At 40.5% G+C, this 24061-nt stretch carries 38 protein-coding genes; 36 read left to right on the top strand and 2 right to left on the bottom strand.

Going from position 1 to position 24061, the window contains the following annotated elements:
* Positions 1-12: 12 nt before the first annotated feature.
* Positions 13-1380 carry an MATE family efflux transporter gene (locus tag BLR54_RS10845; RefSeq protein ID WP_090420875.1) on the bottom strand — a complete coding sequence of 456 codons (1368 nt, stop codon included), beginning with the start codon at positions 1378-1380 and terminating at the stop codon, positions 13-15.
* Between the two features lie 90 nt (positions 1381-1470).
* Positions 1471-2358 carry a class I SAM-dependent methyltransferase gene (locus BLR54_RS10840; RefSeq protein ID WP_090420872.1) on the bottom strand — a complete coding sequence of 296 codons (888 nt, stop codon included), beginning with the start codon at positions 2356-2358 and terminating at the stop codon, positions 1471-1473.
* Positions 2359-3030: 672 nt separating this feature from the next.
* Here BLR54_RS10840 and rpsJ point away from each other — a divergent pair.
* The 36 genes from rpsJ to BLR54_RS10660 all read left to right on the top strand — a co-directional run bounded on the left by rpsJ (position 3031) and on the right by BLR54_RS10660 (position 24051).
* Positions 3031-3342 (top strand): 30S ribosomal protein S10, encoded by a 312-nt coding sequence (rpsJ, locus tag BLR54_RS10835; RefSeq protein ID WP_015548360.1) that lies wholly within the window; start codon positions 3031-3033, stop codon positions 3340-3342.
* Between the two features lie 174 nt (positions 3343-3516).
* On the top strand, positions 3517-4200 hold the full coding sequence (gene rplC / locus BLR54_RS10830) for a 50S ribosomal protein L3 (RefSeq protein ID WP_090420869.1): 684 nt from the start codon (positions 3517-3519) through the stop codon (positions 4198-4200).
* A gap of 29 nt (positions 4201-4229) precedes the next feature.
* Positions 4230-4850, top strand: coding sequence for a 50S ribosomal protein L4 (rplD, locus tag BLR54_RS10825; RefSeq protein ID WP_090420866.1), 621 nt, complete (start codon positions 4230-4232; stop codon positions 4848-4850).
* Entirely contained in the window at positions 4850-5149 is a 300-nt protein-coding gene (gene rplW / locus BLR54_RS10820) for a 50S ribosomal protein L23 (RefSeq protein WP_028248325.1), read from the top strand. Before rplD ends, rplW begins: the two co-directional genes overlap by 1 nt.
* A gap of 70 nt (positions 5150-5219) precedes the next feature.
* Positions 5220-6062, top strand: a complete 843-nt coding sequence (rplB, locus tag BLR54_RS10815) for a 50S ribosomal protein L2 (RefSeq protein ID WP_090420863.1) — start codon at positions 5220-5222, stop codon at positions 6060-6062.
* A gap of 11 nt (positions 6063-6073) precedes the next feature.
* Positions 6074-6355, top strand: a complete 282-nt coding sequence (gene rpsS, locus BLR54_RS10810; protein ID WP_028234427.1) for a 30S ribosomal protein S19 — start codon at positions 6074-6076, stop codon at positions 6353-6355.
* A 22-nt stretch (positions 6356-6377) separates the two neighbouring features.
* Positions 6378-6767, top strand: coding sequence for a 50S ribosomal protein L22 (gene rplV, locus BLR54_RS10805; RefSeq protein ID WP_090420860.1), 390 nt, complete (start codon positions 6378-6380; stop codon positions 6765-6767).
* Positions 6768-6778: 11 nt separating this feature from the next.
* Positions 6779-7441, top strand: coding sequence for a 30S ribosomal protein S3 (rpsC, locus tag BLR54_RS10800; protein ID WP_090420857.1), 663 nt, complete (start codon positions 6779-6781; stop codon positions 7439-7441).
* A gap of 1 nt (position 7442) precedes the next feature.
* Positions 7443-7871 carry a 50S ribosomal protein L16 gene (gene rplP, locus BLR54_RS10795; RefSeq protein ID WP_015548352.1) on the top strand — a complete coding sequence of 143 codons (429 nt, stop codon included), beginning with the start codon at positions 7443-7445 and terminating at the stop codon, positions 7869-7871.
* The gene (gene rpmC, locus BLR54_RS10790; protein WP_015548351.1) at positions 7871-8077 is read left to right on the top strand and encodes a 50S ribosomal protein L29; all 207 of its coding nucleotides are present in this window, start codon (positions 7871-7873) and stop codon (positions 8075-8077) included. Before rplP ends, rpmC begins: the two co-directional genes overlap by 1 nt.
* Before the next feature lie 90 nt (positions 8078-8167).
* A complete protein-coding gene (gene rpsQ, locus BLR54_RS10785; RefSeq protein ID WP_205467971.1) occupies positions 8168-8371 on the top strand; it encodes a 30S ribosomal protein S17 in 204 nt (67 codons plus the stop codon).
* Positions 8372-8389: 18 nt separating this feature from the next.
* Entirely contained in the window at positions 8390-8758 is a 369-nt protein-coding gene (gene rplN / locus BLR54_RS10780; RefSeq protein WP_015548350.1) for a 50S ribosomal protein L14, read from the top strand.
* Positions 8759-8770: 12 nt separating this feature from the next.
* Entirely contained in the window at positions 8771-9082 is a 312-nt protein-coding gene (gene rplX, locus BLR54_RS10775) for a 50S ribosomal protein L24 (protein ID WP_015548349.1), read from the top strand.
* 22 nt (positions 9083-9104) lie between these two features.
* Positions 9105-9650: a 50S ribosomal protein L5 gene (gene rplE, locus BLR54_RS10770; RefSeq protein WP_033153076.1), complete on the top strand. Its 546-nt coding sequence runs from the start codon at positions 9105-9107 to the stop codon at positions 9648-9650.
* Between the two features lie 10 nt (positions 9651-9660).
* Complete coding sequence (locus BLR54_RS10765) at positions 9661-9846, top strand: type Z 30S ribosomal protein S14 (protein ID WP_090420854.1); 186 nt, start codon at positions 9661-9663, stop codon at positions 9844-9846.
* A 41-nt stretch (positions 9847-9887) separates the two neighbouring features.
* Positions 9888-10289 carry a 30S ribosomal protein S8 gene (gene rpsH, locus BLR54_RS10760; protein WP_028234420.1) on the top strand — a complete coding sequence of 134 codons (402 nt, stop codon included), beginning with the start codon at positions 9888-9890 and terminating at the stop codon, positions 10287-10289.
* Between the two features lie 90 nt (positions 10290-10379).
* Positions 10380-10919 carry a 50S ribosomal protein L6 gene (rplF, locus tag BLR54_RS10755; protein ID WP_090420852.1) on the top strand — a complete coding sequence of 180 codons (540 nt, stop codon included), beginning with the start codon at positions 10380-10382 and terminating at the stop codon, positions 10917-10919.
* A gap of 18 nt (positions 10920-10937) precedes the next feature.
* Positions 10938-11306, top strand: coding sequence for a 50S ribosomal protein L18 (gene rplR / locus BLR54_RS10750; protein WP_090420849.1), 369 nt, complete (start codon positions 10938-10940; stop codon positions 11304-11306).
* 11 nt (positions 11307-11317) lie between these two features.
* Complete coding sequence (rpsE, locus tag BLR54_RS10745; RefSeq protein ID WP_015548344.1) at positions 11318-11827, top strand: 30S ribosomal protein S5; 510 nt, start codon at positions 11318-11320, stop codon at positions 11825-11827.
* Positions 11828-11841: 14 nt separating this feature from the next.
* Positions 11842-12027 (top strand): 50S ribosomal protein L30, encoded by a 186-nt coding sequence (gene rpmD, locus BLR54_RS10740; RefSeq protein ID WP_015548343.1) that lies wholly within the window; start codon positions 11842-11844, stop codon positions 12025-12027.
* Positions 12028-12044: 17 nt separating this feature from the next.
* Positions 12045-12488, top strand: coding sequence for a 50S ribosomal protein L15 (rplO, locus tag BLR54_RS10735; RefSeq protein WP_015548342.1), 444 nt, complete (start codon positions 12045-12047; stop codon positions 12486-12488).
* The gene (secY, locus tag BLR54_RS10730; protein WP_090420846.1) at positions 12488-13801 is read left to right on the top strand and encodes a preprotein translocase subunit SecY; all 1314 of its coding nucleotides are present in this window, start codon (positions 12488-12490) and stop codon (positions 13799-13801) included. Before rplO ends, secY begins: the two co-directional genes overlap by 1 nt.
* Before the next feature lie 101 nt (positions 13802-13902).
* Entirely contained in the window at positions 13903-14547 is a 645-nt protein-coding gene (locus BLR54_RS10725; RefSeq protein WP_090420843.1) for an adenylate kinase, read from the top strand.
* Between the two features lies 1 nt (position 14548).
* Positions 14549-15349, top strand: a complete 801-nt coding sequence (gene map, locus BLR54_RS10720) for a type I methionyl aminopeptidase (protein ID WP_090420840.1) — start codon at positions 14549-14551, stop codon at positions 15347-15349.
* Positions 15340-15606, top strand: coding sequence for a KOW domain-containing RNA-binding protein (locus tag BLR54_RS10715; protein WP_090420838.1), 267 nt, complete (start codon positions 15340-15342; stop codon positions 15604-15606). The genes map and BLR54_RS10715 overlap by 10 nt, the downstream gene beginning before the upstream one ends.
* Positions 15599-15817: a translation initiation factor IF-1 gene (gene infA, locus BLR54_RS10710; protein ID WP_015548337.1), complete on the top strand. Its 219-nt coding sequence runs from the start codon at positions 15599-15601 to the stop codon at positions 15815-15817. Before BLR54_RS10715 ends, infA begins: the two co-directional genes overlap by 8 nt.
* A gap of 128 nt (positions 15818-15945) precedes the next feature.
* Positions 15946-16059 carry a 50S ribosomal protein L36 gene (rpmJ, locus tag BLR54_RS10705; protein ID WP_004604068.1) on the top strand — a complete coding sequence of 38 codons (114 nt, stop codon included), beginning with the start codon at positions 15946-15948 and terminating at the stop codon, positions 16057-16059.
* A 205-nt stretch (positions 16060-16264) separates the two neighbouring features.
* Positions 16265-16633: a 30S ribosomal protein S13 gene (rpsM, locus tag BLR54_RS10700; RefSeq protein ID WP_090420835.1), complete on the top strand. Its 369-nt coding sequence runs from the start codon at positions 16265-16267 to the stop codon at positions 16631-16633.
* Between the two features lie 34 nt (positions 16634-16667).
* Positions 16668-17060, top strand: coding sequence for a 30S ribosomal protein S11 (rpsK, locus tag BLR54_RS10695; protein ID WP_090420832.1), 393 nt, complete (start codon positions 16668-16670; stop codon positions 17058-17060).
* 16 nt (positions 17061-17076) lie between these two features.
* Positions 17077-17670, top strand: coding sequence for a 30S ribosomal protein S4 (gene rpsD / locus BLR54_RS10690; RefSeq protein WP_090420830.1), 594 nt, complete (start codon positions 17077-17079; stop codon positions 17668-17670).
* Positions 17671-17825: 155 nt separating this feature from the next.
* Positions 17826-18785 (top strand): DNA-directed RNA polymerase subunit alpha, encoded by a 960-nt coding sequence (locus BLR54_RS10685; protein WP_090420828.1) that lies wholly within the window; start codon positions 17826-17828, stop codon positions 18783-18785.
* Between the two features lie 138 nt (positions 18786-18923).
* On the top strand, positions 18924-19448 hold the full coding sequence (locus BLR54_RS10680; RefSeq protein WP_090420825.1) for a bL17 family ribosomal protein: 525 nt from the start codon (positions 18924-18926) through the stop codon (positions 19446-19448).
* Positions 19449-19712: 264 nt separating this feature from the next.
* The gene (locus BLR54_RS10675; RefSeq protein ID WP_090420822.1) at positions 19713-21077 is read left to right on the top strand and encodes an MATE family efflux transporter; all 1365 of its coding nucleotides are present in this window, start codon (positions 19713-19715) and stop codon (positions 21075-21077) included.
* Positions 21078-21248: 171 nt separating this feature from the next.
* Complete coding sequence (locus BLR54_RS10670) at positions 21249-22271, top strand: ABC transporter substrate-binding protein (RefSeq protein WP_090420819.1); 1023 nt, start codon at positions 21249-21251, stop codon at positions 22269-22271.
* Positions 22272-22331: 60 nt separating this feature from the next.
* On the top strand, positions 22332-23261 hold the full coding sequence (locus BLR54_RS10665) for an ABC transporter permease (protein WP_090420815.1): 930 nt from the start codon (positions 22332-22334) through the stop codon (positions 23259-23261).
* On the top strand, positions 23254-24051 hold the full coding sequence (locus BLR54_RS10660) for an ABC transporter ATP-binding protein (RefSeq protein WP_090420812.1): 798 nt from the start codon (positions 23254-23256) through the stop codon (positions 24049-24051). The genes BLR54_RS10665 and BLR54_RS10660 overlap by 8 nt, the downstream gene beginning before the upstream one ends.
* Positions 24052-24061 lie beyond the last annotated feature (10 nt).

The following is a 24061-nucleotide window of genomic DNA, read 5'->3' as shown; positions in this document are numbered from 1 at the left end:
GTCTATTTTTGTTTATGAGTTTTTGAATTCAGGGTGTTTGAATTCTATTCTTACAAGTATGAAGCAGATTGCAAAGGACAACGCATCCGCAATTGGTCCAGCGAAAAGCACTCCCTTGAACCCGAAAATCATTGGTAATACCACAATGAGTGGAGCAAGGAAAAGTACCTGTCTTGTAAGGGACATGAAGATTCCTTTTTGTGGCTTTCCGATTGATGTAAAGAAGTTGGAAGCCAGCGGCTGGAAGAAGGCTGTGAATATTCCGAAGAGGAAGATTCTGAAATACTTCTCGCAGAACTCAAAGTAAAGCTCATCTCCTGAACCAAAGATTGAAACAATCTGGCGTGGGAATAACTGGAAGCAAGCCCAGCTTGTAAAGGTGATAACAGCGGCGCACTTTAGAGCTAAATAGAAAGCCTTCTTAACTCTGTCGAAGTTTCTTGCACCATAGTTGAAGCTGATGATTGGCTGCAATCCCTGTGAAATACCAATTACAAAGGAGAAGCAAATGCCATTTACCTTTGAGATGATACCGGCACAAGTGATAGGTATATCTGAGCCGTAAATTGACTGTGCACCGTAATGTCCCATAACGTGGTTCATTACAATCTGAACAAGCATCATAGCAATCTGATTAATGCAAGGTGCGAGTCCAAGAGCTGTAATGTTTTCAATCATTGAAAAATTTGGAATAAAGTGTTCTTTATGTAATGGCACTGTCTTGAACTTGGTAAGGTAAACAAGCACCATAATACCGGCAACATACTGACCAATAATTGTGGCAACAGCAGCACCTGTCATGCCCCATTTAAAAACTGCTACGAAAAGGAAGTCTAAAATTGTGTTTATAATGGCACCAGTCATGTTGATGGCCATTGTCATATTTGGGCTGCCGTCAGCTCTTACGATGTGAGCACCACCGGCAGACAGAATAAACAAAGGATAGCCAAGTGCACAAATCTTTGAATATTCCATTGCATATGGAAGAATGTTTTCTGTGGCACCACATCCTATAAGGATTGGCTCGAGGAAAAGCTCGGTGATAAAGGTGAGAGCTAATCCTCCAATGAGCATAAGTGAAACTGCATTTCCTATATAATAGCCTGCCTTTTCAGTCTCGCCACGACCCATGGCAAGGTTGAAGGTGGAAGCTGCACCGATACCGCAAAGAAGCGCGATACTTACATTTAAAATTGAAAGTGGAAACTGGATGTTTGTGGCACCATTTCCAAGTGGACCGACAAAGTTTCCGATGAAGAGCTGATCTACCATGTTGTAGAGAGAACCTACAAGCATGGCGATGATGCTAGGTATTGCGAATTTTCTAAGTAGTTTTCCAATGGATTCTGTACCCAAAGGATTCATTGTTGTCTGATTCATATAATTGCATTCCTTCTATATAATATAGTGAATATTATTATAGAGTTTCTTCTATATAATATGTAAGTGATTTTTTATGTACATCGCGGGTTATTTTCTTACCCATCTTCCGCTGGCTCCACATGGAAGCACAAGGCCAGACTCTGTAACAGGAAGACCAATTTCATCAGCTGTAACTTCACCAGGATGATTCTTTAAAAGAGCAGTGCTAATCATATAATTAAGAACTGCTGGCTGAAGACCAGTTGTATATGAGTTAACTAAGAAGAATAATGCATCATCTGAAAGAATCTGCTCGCATAATTCGATGAATGGGAAAATATCGTCTTCAATTTTCCAAATCTCATTTTTAGAACCTCTTCCATATGAAGGAGGATCCATGATGATGCCATCATATTTATTACCACGTCTGATTTCTCTCTCAACAAATTTACGGCAGTCATCTACGAGCCATCTGATAGGCGCATCAGCAAGGCCAGATGAAGCAGCGTTCTCCTTTGCCCACTGAACCATACCCTTTGATGCATCCACATGAGTGACCTGTGCGCCAGCTGCAGCCGCAGCAAGAGTAGCGCCGCCTGTATATGCAAAAAGGTTAAGCACCTTTACTGGACGATTCTTCTCTTTGATTTCCTTATTTATAATAGAAGAAAACCAATCCCAGTTTACAGCCTGCTCAGGGAAGAGACCTGTGTGCTTAAAAGCGAAAGGCTTCAAATTAAATGTGAGCTTCTTGTCGCAGATAGGATAGCTGATGGTCCACTGCTCTGGAAGGTCAAAGAACTCCCACTCGCCGCCTCCCTTGTTTGAACGATGATAGTGAGCGTTTAGCTTCTTATAATAAGGAGAGCTTTTCTTTGTATTCCAGATAACCTGTGGATCTGGACGAAGAAGTACGTACTCTCCCCAACGCTCCAGCTTCTCACCAGAGCTGCAATCTATTATTTCGTAATCTTTCCAATTATTTGCTACTTGCATATGATTTACTAATGTTACTATTCACAGTTATAAATAAATAGAAAGTATTCTTGTCAAGCTTGCTTGTAAGAGAATAATTTCTATTTATTTATGCACTGGAATCAGTGGCTTACTCTTCATGAATAATGTTAAGTGCTTTAGCACTGAGAAAGAAGTCTGTAAGACTTCCATTATGAATGAAGAGTAAGATACTGTGAATAGTAACTATCCTTTCTATATAATATATAATATGTCCTTTACAAATTTGGTTGCCTTGATTATTATACTTAAAGATTATTAATCTTCAATGACTTCTAGTTATAAATTCTTTATAAACCACTATATTTTGGTGTGGTTTTGAATTGTTCTTGAAAAAATACAATTATTTTTATTTTTCTCTTGCAGATATCCCATTTGCCGTGTATATTATTACTTGCTGTGACATGATAGCTATGAAGCGTGAGGTTGCAACCTAGTTACTCAGGTTGGTTTTCCGTGGAGCGAATGTCAAGTTAGGAAACTGACGACAAGTCACTGTACAACAGAAAACCGTCCGCATTCGCGGAGACGACGTGTGAGAACTTGGTTCGAACTTTGAGTTTTAAACCATGATACACACGGGTAAGTGTACAGTCGCCACTTGTTCGATTTTTCTCAGAAATCAGAAAAACGAAAAAGGAGGAGACTTTTTTTATGGCAAATCAAGTTATGAGAATCACACTCAAGGCTTATGATCATGAGTTAGTAGATTCATCTGCCAAGAAAATCATCGAGACTGTTAAGAAGAACGGAGCACAGGTTAGTGGTCCAGTACCTCTTCCAACAAAGAAGGAAGTTGTTACAATTCTTAGAGCCGTACATAAGTACAAGGACTCTCGTGAGCAGTTCGAGCAGAGAACTCATAAGAGATTGATTGATGTCATCGATCCAACACAGAAGACTGTTGAAGCACTTTCTAAGTTAGAGATGCCAGCAGGTGTTGAAATCAGCATCAAGAACAAGTAATTGAGTTCATTTTAATCATGTAAACATCCAAGATGGTTTTATATAGAAGCAACAAAGATATTTCTTATCTTGTTCCACTTATATGACACTGTTCTAGGATGAACGGTTCCGCTACCCCGATTAATAATAGGTTGGGCATGAAGCGTTCCGCTGTAGAAAATGGAGGTAAGAAAAATGAAGAAAGCTATTTTAGCTACAAAGGTCGGAATGACTCAGGTCTTCAATGAAGGCGGCGAGCTTATTCCTGTAACTGTACTTTCTGCTGGTCCATGTGTTGTTACACAGATCAAGACAGTAGAGAACGACGGTTACGATGCAGTTCAGGTAGGCTTTATCGACAAGAAGGTTAAGCTTGTTAATAAGGATGCTAACGGACGCAAAGAAATCATTCATCGCAATGGCGTAAACAAGCCAGAGAAGGGTCACTTCGACAAGGCTGGTGTTGAGCCAAAGAGATTTGTTAGAGAGTTCAGATTTGATAATTGTGCAGATTACGCACTCGCTCAGGAAATCAAGGCTGATATCTTTGAGGCTGGCGACAAGGTTGACGCTACAGCAACATCAAAGGGCAAGGGATTCCAGGGTGCTATCAAGAGATTAGGTCAGCACAGAGGACCTATGGCTCACGGTTCTAAGTTCCACAGACATCAGGGTTCAAACGGTGCTTGTTCATCACCTAGCCGTGTATTCAAGGGCAAGGGAATGCCTGGTCAGATGGGCGGAACAAGAGTTACAATCCAGAATCTTGAGATTGTACGTGTTGACGTTGAAAACAATCTGCTTTTAGTAAAGGGTGCTGTTCCAGGACCAAAGAAGTCTCTTGTAACAATCAAAGAGTCAGTTAAAGCAGGAAAGTAATCTTACGATAGGAAAGGAGGAACTTAGCGATGGCTAAAGTATCCGTATACAATATGGAAGGCAAAGAAGTTGGTACCATGGATCTTAACGACAGCATCTTCGCAGTTGAGATCAACGAGCACTTAGTTCACATGGCAGTTGTCCAGCAGCTTGCAAATAACCGCCAGGGAACACAGAAGGCTAAGACACGTTCTGAGGTTTCAGGTGGTGGTAGAAAACCTTGGAGACAGAAGGGAACAGGTCATGCAAGACAGGGTTCTACAAGATCTCCACAGTGGACAGGTGGTGGCGTAGTATTCGCTCCAACACCAAGAGATTATTCATTCAAGCTTAACAAGAAGGAAAAGAGAGCAGCTCTTAAGTCAGTTCTCACTTCTGCAGTTAACGAGAACAAGTTCATCGTTGTTGACGAGCTTAAGCTTGATTCTATTAAGACAAAGGATTTCGCAAAGGTATTAACAAACCTTAACGTTGAGAAGGCTCTCGTAGTTCTTGATACAAACGATCAGAACGTAGTTATGTCTGCAAAGAACATTCCTACAGTTAAGACAGCTCTTACAAACACAATCAACGTATATGACATCCTTAAGTACAACACAGTAGTTGTAACAAAGGCTGCTGTTGATCAGATTCAGGAGGTGTATGCATAATGGCAAACGTACAGTACTATGACGTAATCCTTAAGCCTGTAATCACAGAGAAGTCTATGAACGCTATGGCTGAGAAGAAATACACATTCCTTGTTCATCCAGAAGCTAACAAGACAATGATTAAGGAAGCTGTTGAGAAGATGTTCGACGGAGTTAAGGTTGCTTCAGTTAACACAATGAACGCTGATGGCAAGACAAAGAGACGTGGAATGACTTACGGAAAGACAGCAAAGACAAAGAAGGCTATCGTTCAGCTTACAGCTGATAGCAAAGATATCGAGATTTTCTCAGGTCTTTAAAATATAGCTATTAATTAATGTATGCGCAGTCGAGCGCGATAATAAACGAGTTTTTGAAAGGAGAACAGAAATGGGAATTAAGACATATAACCCATATACACCTTCGAGAAGAAATATGACTGGTTCTGATTTCTCTGAGATTACAAAGAAGTCTCCAGAGAAGGCACTTCTTGTTTCACTTAAGAAGCACGCTGGTCGTAACAATCAGGGTAAGATTACCGTTAGACATCAGGGTGGCGGTAACAGACAGAAATATAGACTTATCGATTTCAAGAGAAATAAGGATGGAATTCCTGCAAAGGTTATCGGTATCGAGTACGATCCAAACAGAACAGCTAACATCGCTCTTATCTGCTACGCAGACGGCGAGAAGGCTTACATCCTTGCTCCAGCTGGTCTTACAGACGGCATGACAGTTATGAACGGTGCTGACGCTGAAGTTAGAGTTGGTAACTGCTTACCACTTGAGAAGATTCCAGTTGGTACTCTTATTCACAATATTGAGCTTTATCCAGGTCGTGGCGGACAGCTCGTTCGTTCAGCTGGTAACTCAGCTCAGCTCATGGCTAAAGAAGGAAAGTATGCAACACTTCGTCTTCCTTCAGGCGAAATGAGAATGGTACCTCTTAACTGCCGCGCATCTATCGGTGTAATCGGTAACGGTGATCACAACCTTGTTAAGATTGGTAAAGCTGGTCGTAAGAGACACATGGGTATCAGACCTACAGTTCGTGGTTCTGTTATGAACCCTAATGACCATCCACACGGTGGTGGTGAGGGCCGCGCTCCTATCGGACGTCCAGGTCCATGTACACCTTGGGGCAAGCCAGCTCTTGGTCTCAAGACAAGAAAGAAGCACAAGCAGTCTAACAAGCTCATCGTAAGAAGACGCGATGGTAGAGCTATCAAATAAGGAGGATACACATGGCACGTTCATTAAAAAAAGGACCATTTGCTGATGCAAGCTTATTAAAGAAGGTTGATGCTATGAACGCTAGCGGCGACAAGTCAGTTATCAAGACATGGTCACGTCGTTCTACAATCTTCCCACAGATGGTTGGACATACAATTGCAGTACATGACGGTAGAAAGCATGTTCCAGTATATGTTACAGAAGATATGGTTGGACACAAGCTTGGTGAGTTCGTTGCTACTAGAACCTACAGAGGTCACGGTAAGGACGAAAAGAAGTCAAAGGTACGCTAATTAACAGAAAGGAGTTTTAATCATGGCTAAGGGACATAGATCTCAAATTAAACGTGAGAGAAACGAAGTAAAGGATACAAGACCTTCAGCAAAGTTATCTTATGCTAGAATGTCAGTTCAGAAGGCTTGTTTCGTACTTGATGCCATTCGTGGTAAGGATGTTGATACAGCTCTTGCTATCGTAATGTACAATCCAAGATACGCTTCAAGTGTTATAGAAAAATTACTTAAGTCTGCTATTGCAAACGCTGAGAACAATAACGGCTTAGATCGTAAGGACCTCGTAGTAGCTGAGTGCTATGCAAACAAGGGACCTACAATGAAGAGAATCAGACCAAGAGCACAGGGTAGAGCTTACAGAATCGAAAAGAGAATGAGCCACCTCACAATCGTGCTTGATCAGAAAAATTAAGGAGGCAAAACATGGGACAGAAAGTTAATCCTCATGGCTTAAGAGTCGGTGTTATTAAGGACTGGGATTCTAAGTGGTTTGCTGAGGGAGAGAATTTCTCAGATTACTTAGTTGAAGACTATAATATCAGAAAATTTCTTAAGAAGAAGCTTTACGCTGCAGGCGTTTCAAAGATTGAAATCGAGCGTGCTGCTGGTAGAGTAAAGGTTACTGTTTACACAGCAAAGCCTGGTGTTGTTATCGGTAAGGGCGGCGCTGAGATCGACAAGATCAAGACTGAGCTCCAGAAGCAGACAAGCGATAAGCTTGTTGTTGATATCAAGGAAATCAAGAGACCAGATCGTGATGCACAGCTTGTTGCTGAGAACATCGCAGGTCAGCTTGAGAACCGTGTATCATTCCGTAGAGCTATGAAGTCTTGCATGGGTCGTGCAATGAAGACAGGCATCAAGGGTATCAAGACAAGCTGTTCAGGTCGTCTTGGTGGTGCTGATATGGCTCGTTCAGAGTCTTACAATGAAGGTACTATTCCACTTCAGACACTCCGTGCTGATATTGATTATGGATTCGCTGAGGCTGACACTACTTATGGTAAGGTTGGTGTAAAGGTATGGATCTATAAGGGTGAAGTACTTCCTTCAAAGAAGAAGAATGTGGAAGGAGGAGCCGAATAATATGTTAATGCCAAAGAGAGCGAAGCATAGAAAGCAGTTCCGTGGAAACATGGCTGGTAAAGCTTCAAGAGGAAATAAGATTGCATACGGTGAGTATGGTATCGTTGCAATGGAGCCAGCTTGGATCAAGTCTAATCAGATCGAGGCAGCTCGTATCGCTATGACACGTTACATCAAGCGTGGTGGTAAGGTTTGGATTAAGATTTTCCCAGACAAGCCAGTTACAGCAAAGCCTGCTGAAACTCGTATGGGTTCTGGTAAGGGAACACTTGAATATTGGGTAGCTGTTGTTAAGCCGGGCCGTGTATTATTCGAGATCTCAGGAGTATCTGAGGAAGTTGCTAGAGAAGCACTTCGTCTCGCTACACACAAACTTCCTTGCAAGTGCAAGATAGTTTCCCGTGAGGATTTAGAAGGCGGTGAAGCATAATGAAGAATACAAAGTACGTAGAAGATTTAAAGAACACTTCAGTAGCAGAGCTTAATGCTCAGCTCGTAGAAGCTAAGAAAGAACTTTTCAACTTAAGATTCCAGAATGCTACAAACCAGTTAGATAACACAGCAAGAATCCGTGAAGTTCGTCGTAACATTGCACGTATTCAGACTGTTATCACAGAAGCTGAGAAGAATGCTTAATTAACTAGAATCTTAATTATTTGAAAGGAGATTACAAACGTGGAAAGAAACTTAAGAAAAACACGTACAGGTGTTGTTGTAAGCGACAAGATGGATAAGACAATCGTTGTTGCAATCCGTGACAATGTAAAGCATCCACTTTACAACAAGATCGTTAAGAAGACATATAAGCTTAAGGCACACGATGAGAACGGCGATGCTCACATCGGTGATACAGTTAAGGTTATGGAGACAAGACCACTCTCTAAGGATAAGAGATGGAGACTCGTTGAAGTAATCGAGAGAGCAAAATAATTAAAGGAGGCTACTATAATGGTACAACAGGAAAGTAGATTAAAGGTAGCTGATAATACAGGTGCCAAGGAAATCCTTGTTATCCGTGTTATGGGTGGATCTACAAGAAGATATGCCAACATTGGCGACGTAATTACTGCTACCGTTAAAGATGCAACACCAGGTGGCGTTGTTAAGAAGGGTGACGTTGTTAAGGCAGTAGTTGTTCGTTCAGTAAAGGGTGCCCGTCGTAAAGATGGTTCTTATATCAAGTTTGATGAAAATGCTGCAGTCATCATCAAAGATGACAAGACTCCAAGAGGAACTCGTATTTTTGGACCTGTAGCTAGAGAGCTTCGTGAGAAGCAGTTCATGAAGATTGTTTCTCTCGCTCCAGAAGTATTGTAGGAGGAAGAACGAATGGCAACAATGAAAATTAAAAAGGGCGATACTGTTCGTGTCATCGCTGGTGGCGATGTTAACAACGAAGGTAAGGTTATCGCAGTAGATAAGAAGAATAACACCGTTACAGTTGAAGGTGTAAACATGGTTAAGCGTCATGTTAAGCCTAGCATGGCTAATCAGGCAGGCGGTATCATCGAGCAGGAAGCTCCTATCGATGCTTCAAATGTTATGTTACTTCATAACGGTCAGCCTACACGCGTTGGCTTCAAGATGGACGGCGATAAGAAAGTTCGTTTCGCAAAGAAGACTGGCGAAGTGATTGACTAATTGAAGAAAGGAGAACAGTTCGTTGAGTAGATTAAAAGATCAGTATCTTAATGAGATCGTACCAGCAATGGTAGAGAAGTTTGGATACAAGAATATTATGGAAGTTCCTAAGATCGAAAAGATCGTTGTCAACATGGGTGTTGGCGAAGCAAAGGACAATGCTAAGCTTCTTGAGTCTGCAGTCAAGGATATGGAAATGATTACAGGCCAGAAGGCAGTTACAACAAAGGCAAAGAACTCAGTTGCTAACTTCAAGATTCGTGAAGGTATGGCAATTGGTTGTAAGACTACACTTCGTGGAGAGAAGATGTACGAGTTCGCAGATCGTCTCATCAATCTTGCACTCCCACGTGTACGTGACTTTAGAGGTGTAAATCCTAATTCCTTCGATGGTAGAGGTAACTATGCACTTGGTATCAAGGAGCAGATTATCTTCCCTGAGATCGAGTACGATAAGATCGACAAGACTCGTGGTATGGATATCATCTTTGTAACTACAGCTAAGACAGATGAAGAGGCTAGAGAATTACTTCGTTTATTCAATATGCCTTTCGCTAAGGAAGCATAGGAGGAAAGTTATGGCAAAGAAGTCAATGAAAGTTAAGCAGCAGCGCCCAGCTAAGTTCTCTACACAAGAGTACAGCCGCTGCAAAATCTGCGGTCGTCCACATGCATACCTTAGAAAGTATGGTATTTGTAGAGTATGTTTCCGTGAGTTAGCTTACAAGGGACAGATTCCTGGCGTTAAGAAAGCTTCATGGTAATTTAAGCGAGCACAGATTGATAATTAGGAGGAAATTGCATCATGACAATGAGTGATCCAATAGCAGATATGCTTACAAGAATCCGTAATGCAAATACTGCAAAACATGATACAGTAGATGTTCCTGCATCAAAGATGAAGGTTGCAATTGCAGACATTCTTGTTGATGAAGGATTTATCACAAAGTATGACATCGTTGATAATGGTAACTTCAAGGATATCCGTGTTACATTAAAGTACGGTGCAAACAAGAACGAGAAGATTATTTCTGGTATTAAGAGAATTTCTAAGCCAGGTCTTCGTATTTACGCAGGTAAGGACGATATCCCATACGTTTTAGGTGGTCTTGGTATCGCTATCCTTTCTACAAACAAGGGCATCATCACAGATAAGGAAGCTCGTAAGCTTCAGGTTGGTGGCGAAGTTCTTGCATATGTTTGGTAATCAATTCCAAACAATAAGTAACTAATTACCTAAAAGTATAACCCGGTTATAGAAGCCGGACATACAGTTTATATTTAAGGAGGTACGGGCATGTCACGTATAGGAAGAATGCCAATCGCAGTTCCAGCTGGCGTTACAGTTGAGATTGCAGAAAATAATCATGTGACTGTAAAAGGTCCTAAGGGTACTCTTGAGAGAACACTTCCATCAGAGATGGATATTAAGCTTGAGGGTGCAGAAGTTGTTGTTACTAGACCTAATGATTTAAAGAAAATGAAGTCTTTACATGGTCTTACAAGAACACTTATCAACAACATGGTTGTTGGTGTTACAACAGGCTATGAGAAGACTCTTGAAGTTAACGGTGTAGGTTACAGAGCACAGAAGGCTGGTAAGAAGCTTACTCTTAACCTTGGTTACTCACACCCAGTTGAGATGGAAGATCCAGAGGGTATCGAGTCAACAGTTGACGGAAATAAAATTATCATCAAGGGTATCGACAAGGAAAAGGTTGGTCAGTATGCTGCCAACATCAGAGATAAGAGAAGACCTGAGCCATATAAGGGTAAGGGTATTAAGTACGCTGATGAAGTTATTAGACGTAAAGTCGGTAAGACCGGTAAGAAATAGTAAAGGAGTGAATGTAAAATGGTAAGTAAGAAATCTAGATCAGTAGTTCGCCAGACAAAGCATAGAAGACTTCGTAACACTCTAGCCGGTACTGCAGAAAGACCTCGTTTAGCAGTGTTCAGAAGCAACAATCACATGTATGTTCAGGTTATTGATGATACATGCGGAAATACACTCGTTTCAGCATCTACTCTTGACGCAGACGTTAAGACAGACCTTGCTAAGACAAATAACGTAGAAGCTGCTTCAAAGCTTGGTACAGTTATTGCAAAGAAGGCACAGGAAAAGGGAATCAAGGAAGTCGTATTCGACAGAGGTGGTTACATTTATGCCGGCAAGGTTGCAGCTCTTGCAGACGCAGCTAGAGAAGCTGGATTAGAATTCTAGGAGGAGAACACATGAAACGTGAAATCATTGACGCTAGCCAGTTAGAATTAACTGAGCAGGTTGTAGAAATTAAGCGTGTAACAAAGGTTGTTAAGGGTGGACGTAACATGCGTTTCACAGCTCTTGTTGTAGTAGGCGATAAGAACGGACACGTTGGCGCTGGACTTGGCAAGGCAGCTGAAATTCCAGAAGCTATCCGCAAGGGTAAGGAAGATGCTATGAAGAAGCTCATCACAGTTAAGCTTGATGACAACCACAGTATTACACACGACATTCAGGGTAAGCACACAGGCGCTTCTGTACTTCTTAAGAAGGCTCCAGAAGGTACTGGTATCATCGCTGGTGGTCCAGCACGTGCCGTATGTGAGCTTGCAGGTATCGGAAACATCCGTACAAAGTCACTTGGATCATCAAATAAGCAGAACGTTGTTCTTGCTACTATCGAAGGACTTAAGCTTCTTAAGTCACCTGAGGAAGTAGCTAAGGCTCGTGGCAAGAAGGTTGAAGACATTCTTGCTTAAGGAGGAAAGTTAAAATGGCAGAGAAGAAGTTAAGAGTAACACTCGTAAAGTCTACAATCGGTGCTGTTCCTAAGAACAAGAAGACTGTAGAAGCACTTGGCCTTAGAAAGGTCAATAAGACTGTTGAGCTTCCTGACAACGACAGCGTTCGCGGAATGCTTAGAATGGTCAATCACTTAGTAAAAGTTGAAGAAATTTAATAGAAGGAGGTGCCATAATGGATTTATCTAACTTACAGCCAGCAGAAGGCTCAAAGCACAGCGATAATTTCAGAAGAGGCCGTGGTCACGGTTCAGGAAATGGCAAGACTGCTGGTAAGGGTCATAAGGGACAGAAGGCTCGTTCTGGCGGAAGCATTAGACTTGGATTCGAAGGTGGACAGATGCCTTTATACAGACGTCTTCCTAAGCGTGGTTTCAAGAACAGAAATACAAAGGAAATCGTTGGTATCAATGTTTCTTATTTAGAGAGATTTGATAATGGTGCTACTGTAACTGTTGATACACTTATCGAGAGTGGTATCATTAAGAACCCTCGCGATGGCGTTAAGATCCTTGGTGGCGGAGAGCTTACAAAGAAGCTCAACGTTCAGGCTAATGCATTCAGCGCTAGCGCAAAGGAAAAGATTGAAGCTTTAGGCGGAACTGTAGAGGTGATCTAATGCTTCAAACACTACGCGATGCTTTTAAAATTAAAGATTTAAGAAGACGAATTGGTTTTACATTTTTAATGCTTATTGTTGTCAGACTTGGAAGCTTGCTTCCAGTGCCTGGCATCAATGGCAGTGCCTTTAGCAGTCTCTTCGCGGATAGTGACAGTGCATTGAACTTTTTCGATTCAATCACTGGTGGTTCTTTTTCATCAATGTCAGTTTTCGCGCTGAACATTACACCATACATCACATCTTCTATCATTATGCAGTTGCTTACAATTGCATTTCCTAAGTTAGAAGAAATGCAGCGTGATGGTGAGGCGGGCAGAAAGAAGATGACGAAAATTACTCGTTATCTTACTGTTGGATTAGCTCTTGGTGAGTCAATTGCTATGGCAATTGGTTTCGGCAAAAGCGGATATTTAGTAGCTTTCAACGCATGGTATGTAATCCTTGTTGTTGCAGCTCTTACAGCTGGTTCGGCAGTCCTTATGTGGATTGGTGAGCGTATCACAGAAAAGGGTATTGGTAATGGTATTTCAATAGTTCTTACTATTAATATCATCAGCCGTATCCCATCTGATTTAACAAAGCTTTATGAGCAGTTCATGAAGGGTAAGACAATTCCAAAGGCAACACTTGCAGGTGTTATTATTGCACTTATTATTGTTGCTCTTGTAGTATTTGTTGTTATCTTACAGAGCGCTGAGAGACGTATCCCAGTACAGTATTCCAACAAGATTCAGGGAAGAAGACAGGTTGGTGGTAACTCTTCTGTAATTCCTATGAAGGTTAATACAGCAGGCGTTATTCCAGTAATCTTCGCACAGTCCCTTCTTCAGACTCCTATAATGCTTGTACAGTTGTTCGCAAAGAACGGTGTTCAAGGATTCTGGGGTAAAGTATTAAATGCTATGAATCAGTCAAACTGGTTTAAGCTTGGTGATCCTGTAAATTCTATTGGAGCAGTAGTTTATATTCTCCTTATTATTGGATTTGCATATTTCTATACAGAAATCACCTTCAATCCACTTGAGATTGCTGAAAATCTCAAGAGATCAGGTGGATTTATTCCAGGTATCAGACCAGGTAAGCCAACATCAGATTACCTTACAGGTATCTTACAGCACATAATCTTCATTGGTGCAGTTGGTCTTGCAATCGTAGCATTGCTTCCAATCATCTTTAACGGTTTGCTTGGCGCAAGCGTTTCATTCGGTGGAACATCAATCATCATTATTGTTGGTGTTATCGTTGAAACACTTAAGCAGGTTGAATCACAGATGATGGTACGTAATTACAAAGGATTTTTAAATGACTAATAGTCATTAGGATACCAAGGGAGATACGTGGGTTTCTGCGTATCTCTTAAGGTGTTTTTTGAGAAAAAATATTAAACATCTATGCAGGAGGGTTTAGAATAATGAAGATTATTATGTTAGGTGCACCTGGTGCAGGCAAAGGAACACAGGCAAAGCAGATTGCCTCAAAGTACTCAATACCTCACATTTCTACAGGTGATATATTCCGTGCTAACATTAAAAACGGTACAGAACTTGGAAAAAAGGCAAAGGAATACATGGATCAGGGTTTGCTTGTTCCAGATGAACTTACATGTGATCTTGTAATGGACCGTATTGCACAGGATGATGCAAAAAATGGATTTGTATTAGATGGATTCCCAAGAACTATTCCACAGGCAGAAGCACTTGATGCAGCTCTTACAAAGATTGGTCAGTCTATGGACTATGCAATCGATGTAGATGTTCCAGATGAGAATATTATCAACAGAATGTCAGGACGTAGAGCTTGCCTTAACTGTGGTGCTACATATCACATCGTATCTATTCCACCAAAGAAGGAAGGCGTTTGTGATTCATGTGGTAACGAGCTTGTTTTAAGAGATGACGACAAGCCAGAGACAGTTAAGAAGAGACTTGATGTATATCATGATCAGACACAGCCACTTATTGATTACTATAATGGTAAGGGCATCCTTAAGTCTGTTGATGGTACACAGCCAATGGAAAAGGTATTTGAGGATATCACAGCTATTTTAGGAGCTTAAGATGTCAGAAGTTATAACTATTAAAACTGATGAAGAAATTCAATTAATGCGAGAAGCTGGAAAGATTCTTGCTCAGGTTCATGAGACTTTTGCAAAGGAGATTCATGAAGGCATGTCTACTCTTGAAGTGGATAAGCTTGGTGAGGAACTTATTCGTAGCTTTGGATGTGAGCCAAACTTTAAGGGCTTGTATGGATATCCAGGTAGCGTTTGTGTTTCTGTAAATGATGAGGTTGTTCACGGAATACCTTCTGATGATCACATCCTTGTAAACGGAGACATTGTTAGTCTTGATACTGGAGTTTTATATAAGGGTTATCATTCTGACGCAGCCAGAACAGTAGGTGTCGGAGAGATTTCTGAAGAAGCAAGACTTCTTATAGAAAGAACAAGGCAGTCATTTTTCCAAGGTATGAAATATGCTGTTGCTGGCAATCATTTATATGATATATCAGGAGCAATTGGTGATTACGCAGAAAGCTTTGGTTATGGTGTTGTTAGAGATTTAGTTGGTCATGGAATTGGCAAATCACTTCATGAGGCACCAGAGATTCCAAACTTTAGACGTAAATTCAGAAAGGGACCTAAGTTATTAAAGGGAATGACACTTGCTGTTGAACCTATGATTAACGCTGGCACCCCAGATGTAGCTTGGCTTGATGATGAATGGACAGTTGTTACCATGGACGAGTCATTGTCAGCTCATTATGAGAATACAATTGTTATTACAGACGGAGCTCCTGAGATATTAACACTTACTCCATCGGAGCTTCTAAACCCGGAGGGAAATAAATGGATTTAATGCTTGCTACTTCCAAAGCAGGACATGATAGAAATCAAGTTTACGTAATAGTCGGTGAGTCTGAAGATTTCTTTATGATAGCAAATGGAACTACAAAGACCATTGCAAAGCCGAAGAAAAAGAAAAAGATTCATTTGCAGCTTATTAAAAATATTCCATCTAATGTGCTTGCTGAGTATAACTCAGAGAAAGCGCTGAATGATATAAAGATTAAAAGAATTCTTAAGGTTTATAATAGGAGGAACGAAGATGTCTAAGGCAGATGTTATTGAAGTAGAGGGAGTTGTAGTAGAAAAGCTTCCAAATGCAATGTTTAAGGTTGAGCTTGAAAATGGTCACCAGATACTTGCACATATCAGTGGTAAGTTAAGACAGAACTACATTCGTATCTTACCTGGTGATAAGGTTACAATCGAAATGAGTCCATATGATCTTTCTAAGGGAAGAATTATTTGGAGAGATAAGTAAAAAGATAATAAAAAAGTTATTGACATTCTTGCATACGGTCGCTATACTGTTAAGCGGACGTTTTTAGAATGTTCAAATATAAGTTGACCACAACCCTTGAAAAAAGGGGCATGGAAAGGAGGAAAATCGTGAAAGTAAGATCTTCTGTAAAGCCTATGTGCGAGAAGTGCAAGGTCATCAAAAGAAAGGGTAGCATTCGTATTATCTGCGAAAACCCAAAGCATAAGCAGCGTCAGGGTTAATTTGACCACTTATGTAATGCATTTATTATGTGCGGCTGCAGTCTAAAGAGTATCTAATTTAGACTGTTCATAATAAACAGGCCTATCATACCGAGGCCAAATTGGACAAGATATGGGGATACACACATTTCAGGCCGATTTATCGGAGCTGTATTACTTATATCGCTTATTAATTGTAGAAATATTTATGGAGGTGTAAACACACATGGCTCGTATTGCAGGTGTAGATTTACCAAGAGACAAGAGAATTGAAATTGGTTTAACTTACATTTACGGAATTGGTAGAGTAAGCTCAAACAAAGTTCTTGAGGCAGCTGGTGTAGATCCTAGCACACGTGTTAAGGATTTAACTGACGAAGAAGTTAAGAAGATCAGCACAGTTATCGATGAGACATTAACTGTTGAAGGTGATCTTAGAAGAGAAGTTGCCCTTGATATTAAGAGACTTCAGGAAATCGGATGCTATAGAGGAATCCGTCATAGAAAGGGTCTTCCTGTTCGTGGACAGAAGACTAAGACAAACGCTCGTACTCGCAAGGGTCCAAAGCGTACAGTTGCAAATAAGAAGAAGTAATTATTTTATAGAAAGAAAGTAGGTTAGTTTAATTATGGCTAAAGTTGCAAAGAAGACAACAAAAAAGCGTGTAAAGAAAAACGTTGAACACGGACAGGTACATGTTCAGGCATCTTTCAATAACACTATCGTAACTATTACAGATGCTCAGGGTAACGCTCTTTCATGGGCAAGTGCTGGTGGTCTAGGATTTAGAGGTTCAAGGAAATCTACTCCTTATGCTGCACAGATGGCAGCAGAGACAGCAGTTAAGGCTGCATTAATTCACGGTTTAAAGAGTGTAGATGTATTCGTTAAGGGACCAGGTTCAGGACGTGAAGCTGCAATCAGAGCAATCGATGCAAACGGCGTTCAGGTTCTTACAATCAAGGATGTTACTCCAGTTCCACATAACGGATGTCGTCCACCAAAGCGTAGAAGAGTCTAATTAGGAGGGAAATCTAATGGCAGTTAATAAGACACCAGTTCTTAAAAGATGTAGATCTCTTGATTTAGATCCTACATTTTTAGGATATGATAAGAAGTCACGTAGACAGAAGAATAGAGGAAGAGGCAAGAAGTCTGAGTACGCTCTTCAGCTTCAGGAGAAGCAGAAGGCTAAGTTCATCTATGGCGTACTTGAGAAGCCTTTCCGTAATTACTATGAGAAGGCAGACCGTCAGAAGGGTATGACAGGTGAAAACCTTATGACAATGCTTGAGAGCCGTCTTGATAACGTAGTATTCCGTATGGGATTCGCACGTACAAGAAAGGAAGCCCGTCAGGTTGTTGATCACAAGATGTTCCTTGTAAACGGTAAGCCAGTTAACATTCCTTCATACCTTGTAAAGGCAGGAGATGTTATCGAGGTTCGCGAGAAGTCAAAGAGCCTTCAGAGATTCAAGGATATCACTGAGGTTACAGCTGGAAGAATCGTTCCAGAGTGGGTTGATGTTGACGCTGAGAGCCTTAAGGGTACAGTAAAAGAGCTTCCTAACAGAGAGCAGATCGATGTTCCTGTAGACGAGATGCTTATCGTCGAGTTATATTCAAAATAATAAATTTTAGTAAATTCTTACAAAAAGCACTTATACAAGCTTGCTTGTATAAGTGCGATTTGTTAAAATTTTTCTATACGGCGTAAGTAGATTCAGAATAATGTATATTATTCTGTTTTTTAGAGTCTAGCAAACTATATTAAGGAGGCAATGTAGTGTTAAATTTTGAAAACCCAAATATTGAAATCGCTGAGATTTCTGAGGACAAAAAATATGGCAGATTTGTTGTAGAGCCACTCGAAAGAGGTTATGGTATTACACTTGGCAATTCTCTTCGTAGAATTATGCTTTCATCTCTGCCAGGAGCTGCAGTTAGCCAGATTAAGATTGAGGGCGTTCTTCATGAGTTCAGCGCTATTCCAGGCGTTAAGGAAGACGTTACAGAAATCGTTATGAATATCAAGGAGCTTGCTATTAGAAATAACAGCAGTTCTGATGAGCCAAAGACAGCATATATCGAGTTCGAGGGAGAGGGAGTAGTTACTGCTGCCGATATCCAGGTTGATTCTGATATCGAGATTATTAACCCAGATCTTGTTATTGCACACCTTAACGGTGGTAATGATTGCAAGCTTTATATGGAGCTTACAATTACTAAGAACCGCGGTTACATCTCTGCAGATAAGAACAAGACTCCAGAAACTCCAATCGGCAAGATTGCAGTTGACTCAATTTACACACCAGTAGAGCGTGTAAATATGACAGTTGAAGACACTCGTGTAGGCCAGGTTACAGATTATGACAAGCTTACACTTGATGTATACACAAATGGTACTATGGGACCAGATGAGGCAGTTTCTATGGCTGCTAAGGTTCTCAGTGAGCACCTTAACTTATTCGTTAATCTTTCAGAGGCTGCACAGGATCTCAGCGTTATCGCTGACAAGCCTGATGATACAACAGGTAAGACTCTTGAGATGAGCATTGATGAGCTTGAGCTTTCAGTTCGTTCATACAACTGTTTAAAGAGAGCTGGTATCAACACTGTAGCTGAGCTTTGCGACAAGTCACCTGATGACATGATGAAGGTTCGTAACCTTGGTCGCAAGTCTATGGAAGAAGTAGAGCAGAAGCTTAGCGAGCTTGGTCTTTCACTTAGATTAATTGAGGACTAATCGCTTAGTTATATTAGTAACAGGAAATATTACGTGAACTATAAGCCCGATGAGCATGTTCGCGCATGCCTTTCCATCAATCAAGTCGCGGGATAAGTCCGATGAGCACCTGTGACGCCAGTAATAAGGAGAAAAGAAATGGCAAAGTACAGAAAGTTAAGCAGAACATCTTCACAGAGAAAAGCACTTTTAAGAAATCAGGTAACTGAGCTTCTTTATCACGGAAAGATCGTTACAACTGAAGCTAAGGCTAAGGAAGTAAAGAAGATTGCTGAGCACATCATTACACTTGGTGTTAAGGAAAAGGATAACTTCGAAGAAGTTACAGTTCAGGCCAAGGTAGCTCGCAAGGATAAAGATGGTAAGAGAGTAAAGGAAGTTGTTGATGGCAAGAAGGTTACTGTATACGATACAGTAGACAAGAAGATCAAGAAGGATTCAGCTTCAAGACTTCACGCTCGTCGTCAGATGATGCAGGTTCTTTACACTCCAACAGCTAAGGGTGCAAAGAAGTCAGAGTCACACAAGGTTGACATGGCAAACTTCGTATTCGATGAGATCGCTCCAAAGTACGTTGATCGTAAGGGTGGTTACACACGTATCGTAAAGATCGGACCACGTAAGGGCGATGCAGCTATGGAAGTTGTTCTTGAGTTAGTATAATAGATAGAACTTTCTTAAATCCTAGGACTTATGTCCTAGGATTTTTTTTATTGAGAAAATAAATTATAAATTGGAGAAAGGTGCTTGATAAAAAATATAGTGTTAACTGGCTCAGTGATGAATATCTAGGTTATGTGATTAACCTAAAATAATTTAGTGAAATTTTAAATAAACTATATCAGTATCAAAAAAATTGATGTAATATAAAGTAACAAAATAAAACAATGAAGACAGCAACTTACATCATATTATTGAGGTGAATTGATGGCTAAAAACACAACAAAAAAACTAACAGAAGGAAATCCATTAACACTAATACTAGGGTTTTCAATTCCGATGCTTGCAGGTTTGCTATTTCAGCAAATGTATAATCTTGTAGACACCATAATTGTTGGTCAGACACTTGGGGATAGTGCTCTTGCCGCTGTTGGATCCACTGGTTCCATTAATTTCCTAATAAATGGATTCTGTATGGGTATTTGCTCAGGATTTGCCATACCAGTGGCTCAGAGGTTTGGTGCAGAATCCTACGATTCTATGCGTAAATTCGTAGGTAATGCCATCACGTTATCAGCGATTTTATCTATTGTTATAACATTTATAGTTGGAGTTTTTTGTTATCAAATTCTAGCTATAATGCAGACTCCAAAGGATATTATTGATCTGGCATATTCATACATTTCAATCATATTCTTTGGCATACCAGTAACCTTCCTTTACAATCTTACAGCAGGAATTATTAGGTCACTGGGAGACAGCAAAACGCCAACTTACTTTTTGATAATGGCTGCCGGTATAAATATTGTATTAGATATAGTGTTCATCATTGTGCTGGGAATGAGTGTAAATGGACCAGCGCTTGCTACAGTAATATCACAGTGTATAGCTGGAGGAAGCTGCGTCATCTATATGAAAAAGAAGTTCCCAATTTTGAAATTGAGTAAGAAAGATTTGAAGCCTGGACCTCATCATACTCGTGTTTTAATGTCTATGGGAATCCCATTTGGCTTACAGTATTCCATCACAGCAATAGGCTCAGTTATTTTGCAAACTGCAGTAAATGGACTTGGCACCATCGCGGTGGCATCTATGACAGCAGGTGTTAAGGTATCAATGTTTGTGGTATGTCCGTTTGATGCATTAGGTGGAACAATGGCTACCTATGCAGGACAAAATGTAGGAGCAAAAAATATACCTAGAGTAAAGAAGGGAACATGGACAGCACAGCTTCTTGGCACAATATATGCAGTAATAATTCTAGTAGTATTATATTTTACAGGGCCATACATCCTTAGAATGTTTACATCTACACAGATTGTAATTGACCAAGCAATGATGTTCCTGCTGGCAAATGCTGTAACATATACATTGCTTGCGGCTGTAAATATATTCAGGTTTGCCATTCAGGGCATGGGTTTTTCCACCTTTGCAATATATTCAGGGGTAATGGAAATGATTGCCAGAATCCTAGTAGCCTTTACTTTTGTGCCAATGATTGGATATGCTGGCGCAATTTGGGCAAGCCCAGTTGCATGGCTTTTCGCAGTATTCTTCTTGATACCAGGATTCTATTATTGCTGCAATAAGCTAGAGAAAAAGTTTTGTCCAGAAAACTGTCATCATCTATAGATATCTCGGAAAATATAGACATAAAACAGCAATCCCAAGCTAATAATATTCATGATATATTTCTTAAAGTGCCCATATTTTGGGCACTTTTTAATTTACATTTAACAAGTTGACTTTAGTGGTTAAAAGTGCTAAAGTAAACATCATGAAAATTTAAGGAGGAGAAGTATTATGAAGAAAGCTATTAGCTTATTAGCAGCAATGACTTTGGCTATTTCTTTAGTGGGCTGTGGCACAGATGCGGCAGCTAAGAAGGAAGCTGACAAAGCTCAGGGCGAGACAACTACAGAACAGGCAACATCTGATGCAGATAGCACATATAATGTGGGTATTATTCAGTTGGTTCAGCATCCAGCTCTTGATGCAGCTACAGAAGGTTTCCAGGCTGCCCTTGCTGAAAAGCTTGGGGACAAGGTTAGCTTCACTCTTGAGAATGCCTCTGGTGACATTCCAAACTGTGCAACAATTGCAAACTCTTTTGTTAGTGATAAGGTCGATTTGATTATGGCAAATGCTACACCTGCCTTACAGGCTTGTGAGACAGCTACAAGCGATATTCCAATCGTAGCAACATCAATCACAGATTACGCTTCAGCTCTTGATATCAAGGATTGGACAGGCGCAACAGGTGTTAATGTTACTGGAACATCAGATTTGGCTCCACTTGATGGACAGGCAGATATGCTTCACGAGCTTTTCCCTGATGCAAAAGAGGTTGGACTTATCTATTGCTCAGGTGAGGTTAATTCAATTTATCAGGCAAACGAAGTAACTAAGAGTCTTGAAAAGTACGGCTACAACGTAACAGCTTACACATTCTCAGATTCAAGTGATGTTGGAACTGTAGTTCAGACAGCATGTGGTGCTTCAGATGTTCTTTATGTTCCTACTGACAACGTGGCAGCAAATTGTGCAGAGACCATCAACAATGTGGCAGTTACAGCAAAGGTGCCAATTGTTGCAGGTGAGGAAGGTATCTGCAAGGGATGTGGTATCGCAACACTTTCAATTTCATATTATGACATTGGATACGCAGCTGGTCTTATGGCTTATGAAATCTTAGCAAATGGAGCTGACCCAGCAACAATGGATATCCAGTATGCTACAGATTTTACAAAGGAATATAATCCAACAATTGCTGAAACTCTAGGAATCAAACTTCCAGAGGACTATGTTGCAATTGAAATGGAATAAAATCAAAATATTTAAAATTTGGGCAAGGTCAATTTATGACCTTGCTCTTTGGAGTTTAAAATGGGATTAGAAACATTAATAGCAGGAATGCCGGGAACAGCAGCTCAAGGTATTATTTATGGAATTATGGCTCTCGGTATTTTTATTACTTTTAAATTATTGAACTTTGCAGATTTGTCGGTAGATGGCTCTTTTGCTACAGGCGGTGCCGTAGCGGCGATGGTAATCATCTCAGGGCATTCATGGATGCTTGCCCTTGTGCTAGCTTTTATTGCTGGAGCCTTGGCAGGTCTTATTACTGGTGTGCTTCACACCTTGCTTGGAATTCCTGATATTTTAGCAGGTATTTTGACACAGCTTGCTCTTTATTCAATAAATCTTCGAATAACTAAAGATATGTCAAACACACCAATTTCAGTAGACAAATACAACTTGGCAGTTTCCCTCAGATACAAGACAGATGCCCTTATAACAGTGTTTGTTATGGCTGTTATAATCATTGCAATTATGTATTGGTATTTTGGTACTGAAATGGGATCTGCAATTCGTGCAACAGGAACAAACCCAGCTATGACAAAGGCTCAGGGTATCAACGTAAATCTTATGAAGACCATTGGTCTTGTAATTTCAAATGCTATCGTTGCCTTTGCTGGTGCCTTATATGCTCAGTTCAATGGTAATGCTGATGTAAATATGGGACGTGGAGCCATTGTAATAGGTTTGGCTGCTATAATCATAGGTGAAGTGATTTGCAATGCCTTATTTAAGAAAAAGAGAAATTTCATTCTTACTCTTGCATTCGTGGTATTCGGTGGAATTCTTTATTACTTATTTATAGCAATAGTTCTATGGTTGAAGCTATCAACAAACGATATGAAGCTGTTTACAGCTATTATCGTGGCAATCTTCCTTGCTGTTCCTTACCTTAAGAATAAGAGCAACAGCTCATTTAGAAAGGCAGCTAAGAGAGGAGGTAAGGAGAATGCTTAACGCTAACAATTTAAGAAAAACTTTCAATGCTGGCACAATTAATGAGAAAGTGGCTCTTGCAGGTGCAACCCTTAATTTGGAAGAGGGTGAATTCTGTACTGTAATCGGAGGAAATGGAGCAGGTAAATCCACCTTCCTTAATGCTGTGGCAGGCGTTTGGCCTGTTGACGGAGGAAGCATCACAATTGATGGAATAGATGTTACTGGACTTCCAGAGCACAAGCGTGCAAAGTATTTGGGACGTGTTTTCCAGGACCCAATGACAGGAACAGCTGCAAATATGCAGATTGATGAGAATATGGCCTTGGCCGCAAGAAGAGGAAAGTCTAGAGGCTTAAAGTGGGGTGTTACTAGATCAGAACGTGAAAGGTATCACGAGATGCTTAAAGAGCTAGATTTAGGCCTTGAGGATAGATTAACTGCAAAGGTTGGCTTGTTGTCAGGTGGACAGAGACAGGCTCTTACACTTCTTATGGCTACAATCCAAAAGCCAAAGGTGCTCTTGTTGGATGAGCACACAGCAGCCCTTGACCCAAAGACTGCAGCAAAGGTTCTTGAAATTACAGATATGCTTATTAAGGAACACGGTCTTACAGCCATGATGGTTACACATAATATGCGTGATGCCATTAACTATGGAAATCGCCTAATTATGATGAATGAAGGACGGGTAATCCTCAATATTAGCGGAGAAGAGAAGAAGAACCTTACAATCGAGGATTTGCTTCACAAATTCGAAGAAGTATCAGGAACCGAGTTTACCAATGATACCGAAATATTGTCAAAGTAAGTTTCTAAAT

The sequence above is a fragment of the Pseudobutyrivibrio sp. YE44 genome (assembly GCF_900104335.1).
Classification (GTDB): domain Bacteria; phylum Bacillota; class Clostridia; order Lachnospirales; family Lachnospiraceae; genus Pseudobutyrivibrio.
The sequence above is the reverse complement of the archived record's forward strand: the minus strand, read 5'-3'. Positions and strand labels throughout refer to the sequence as shown.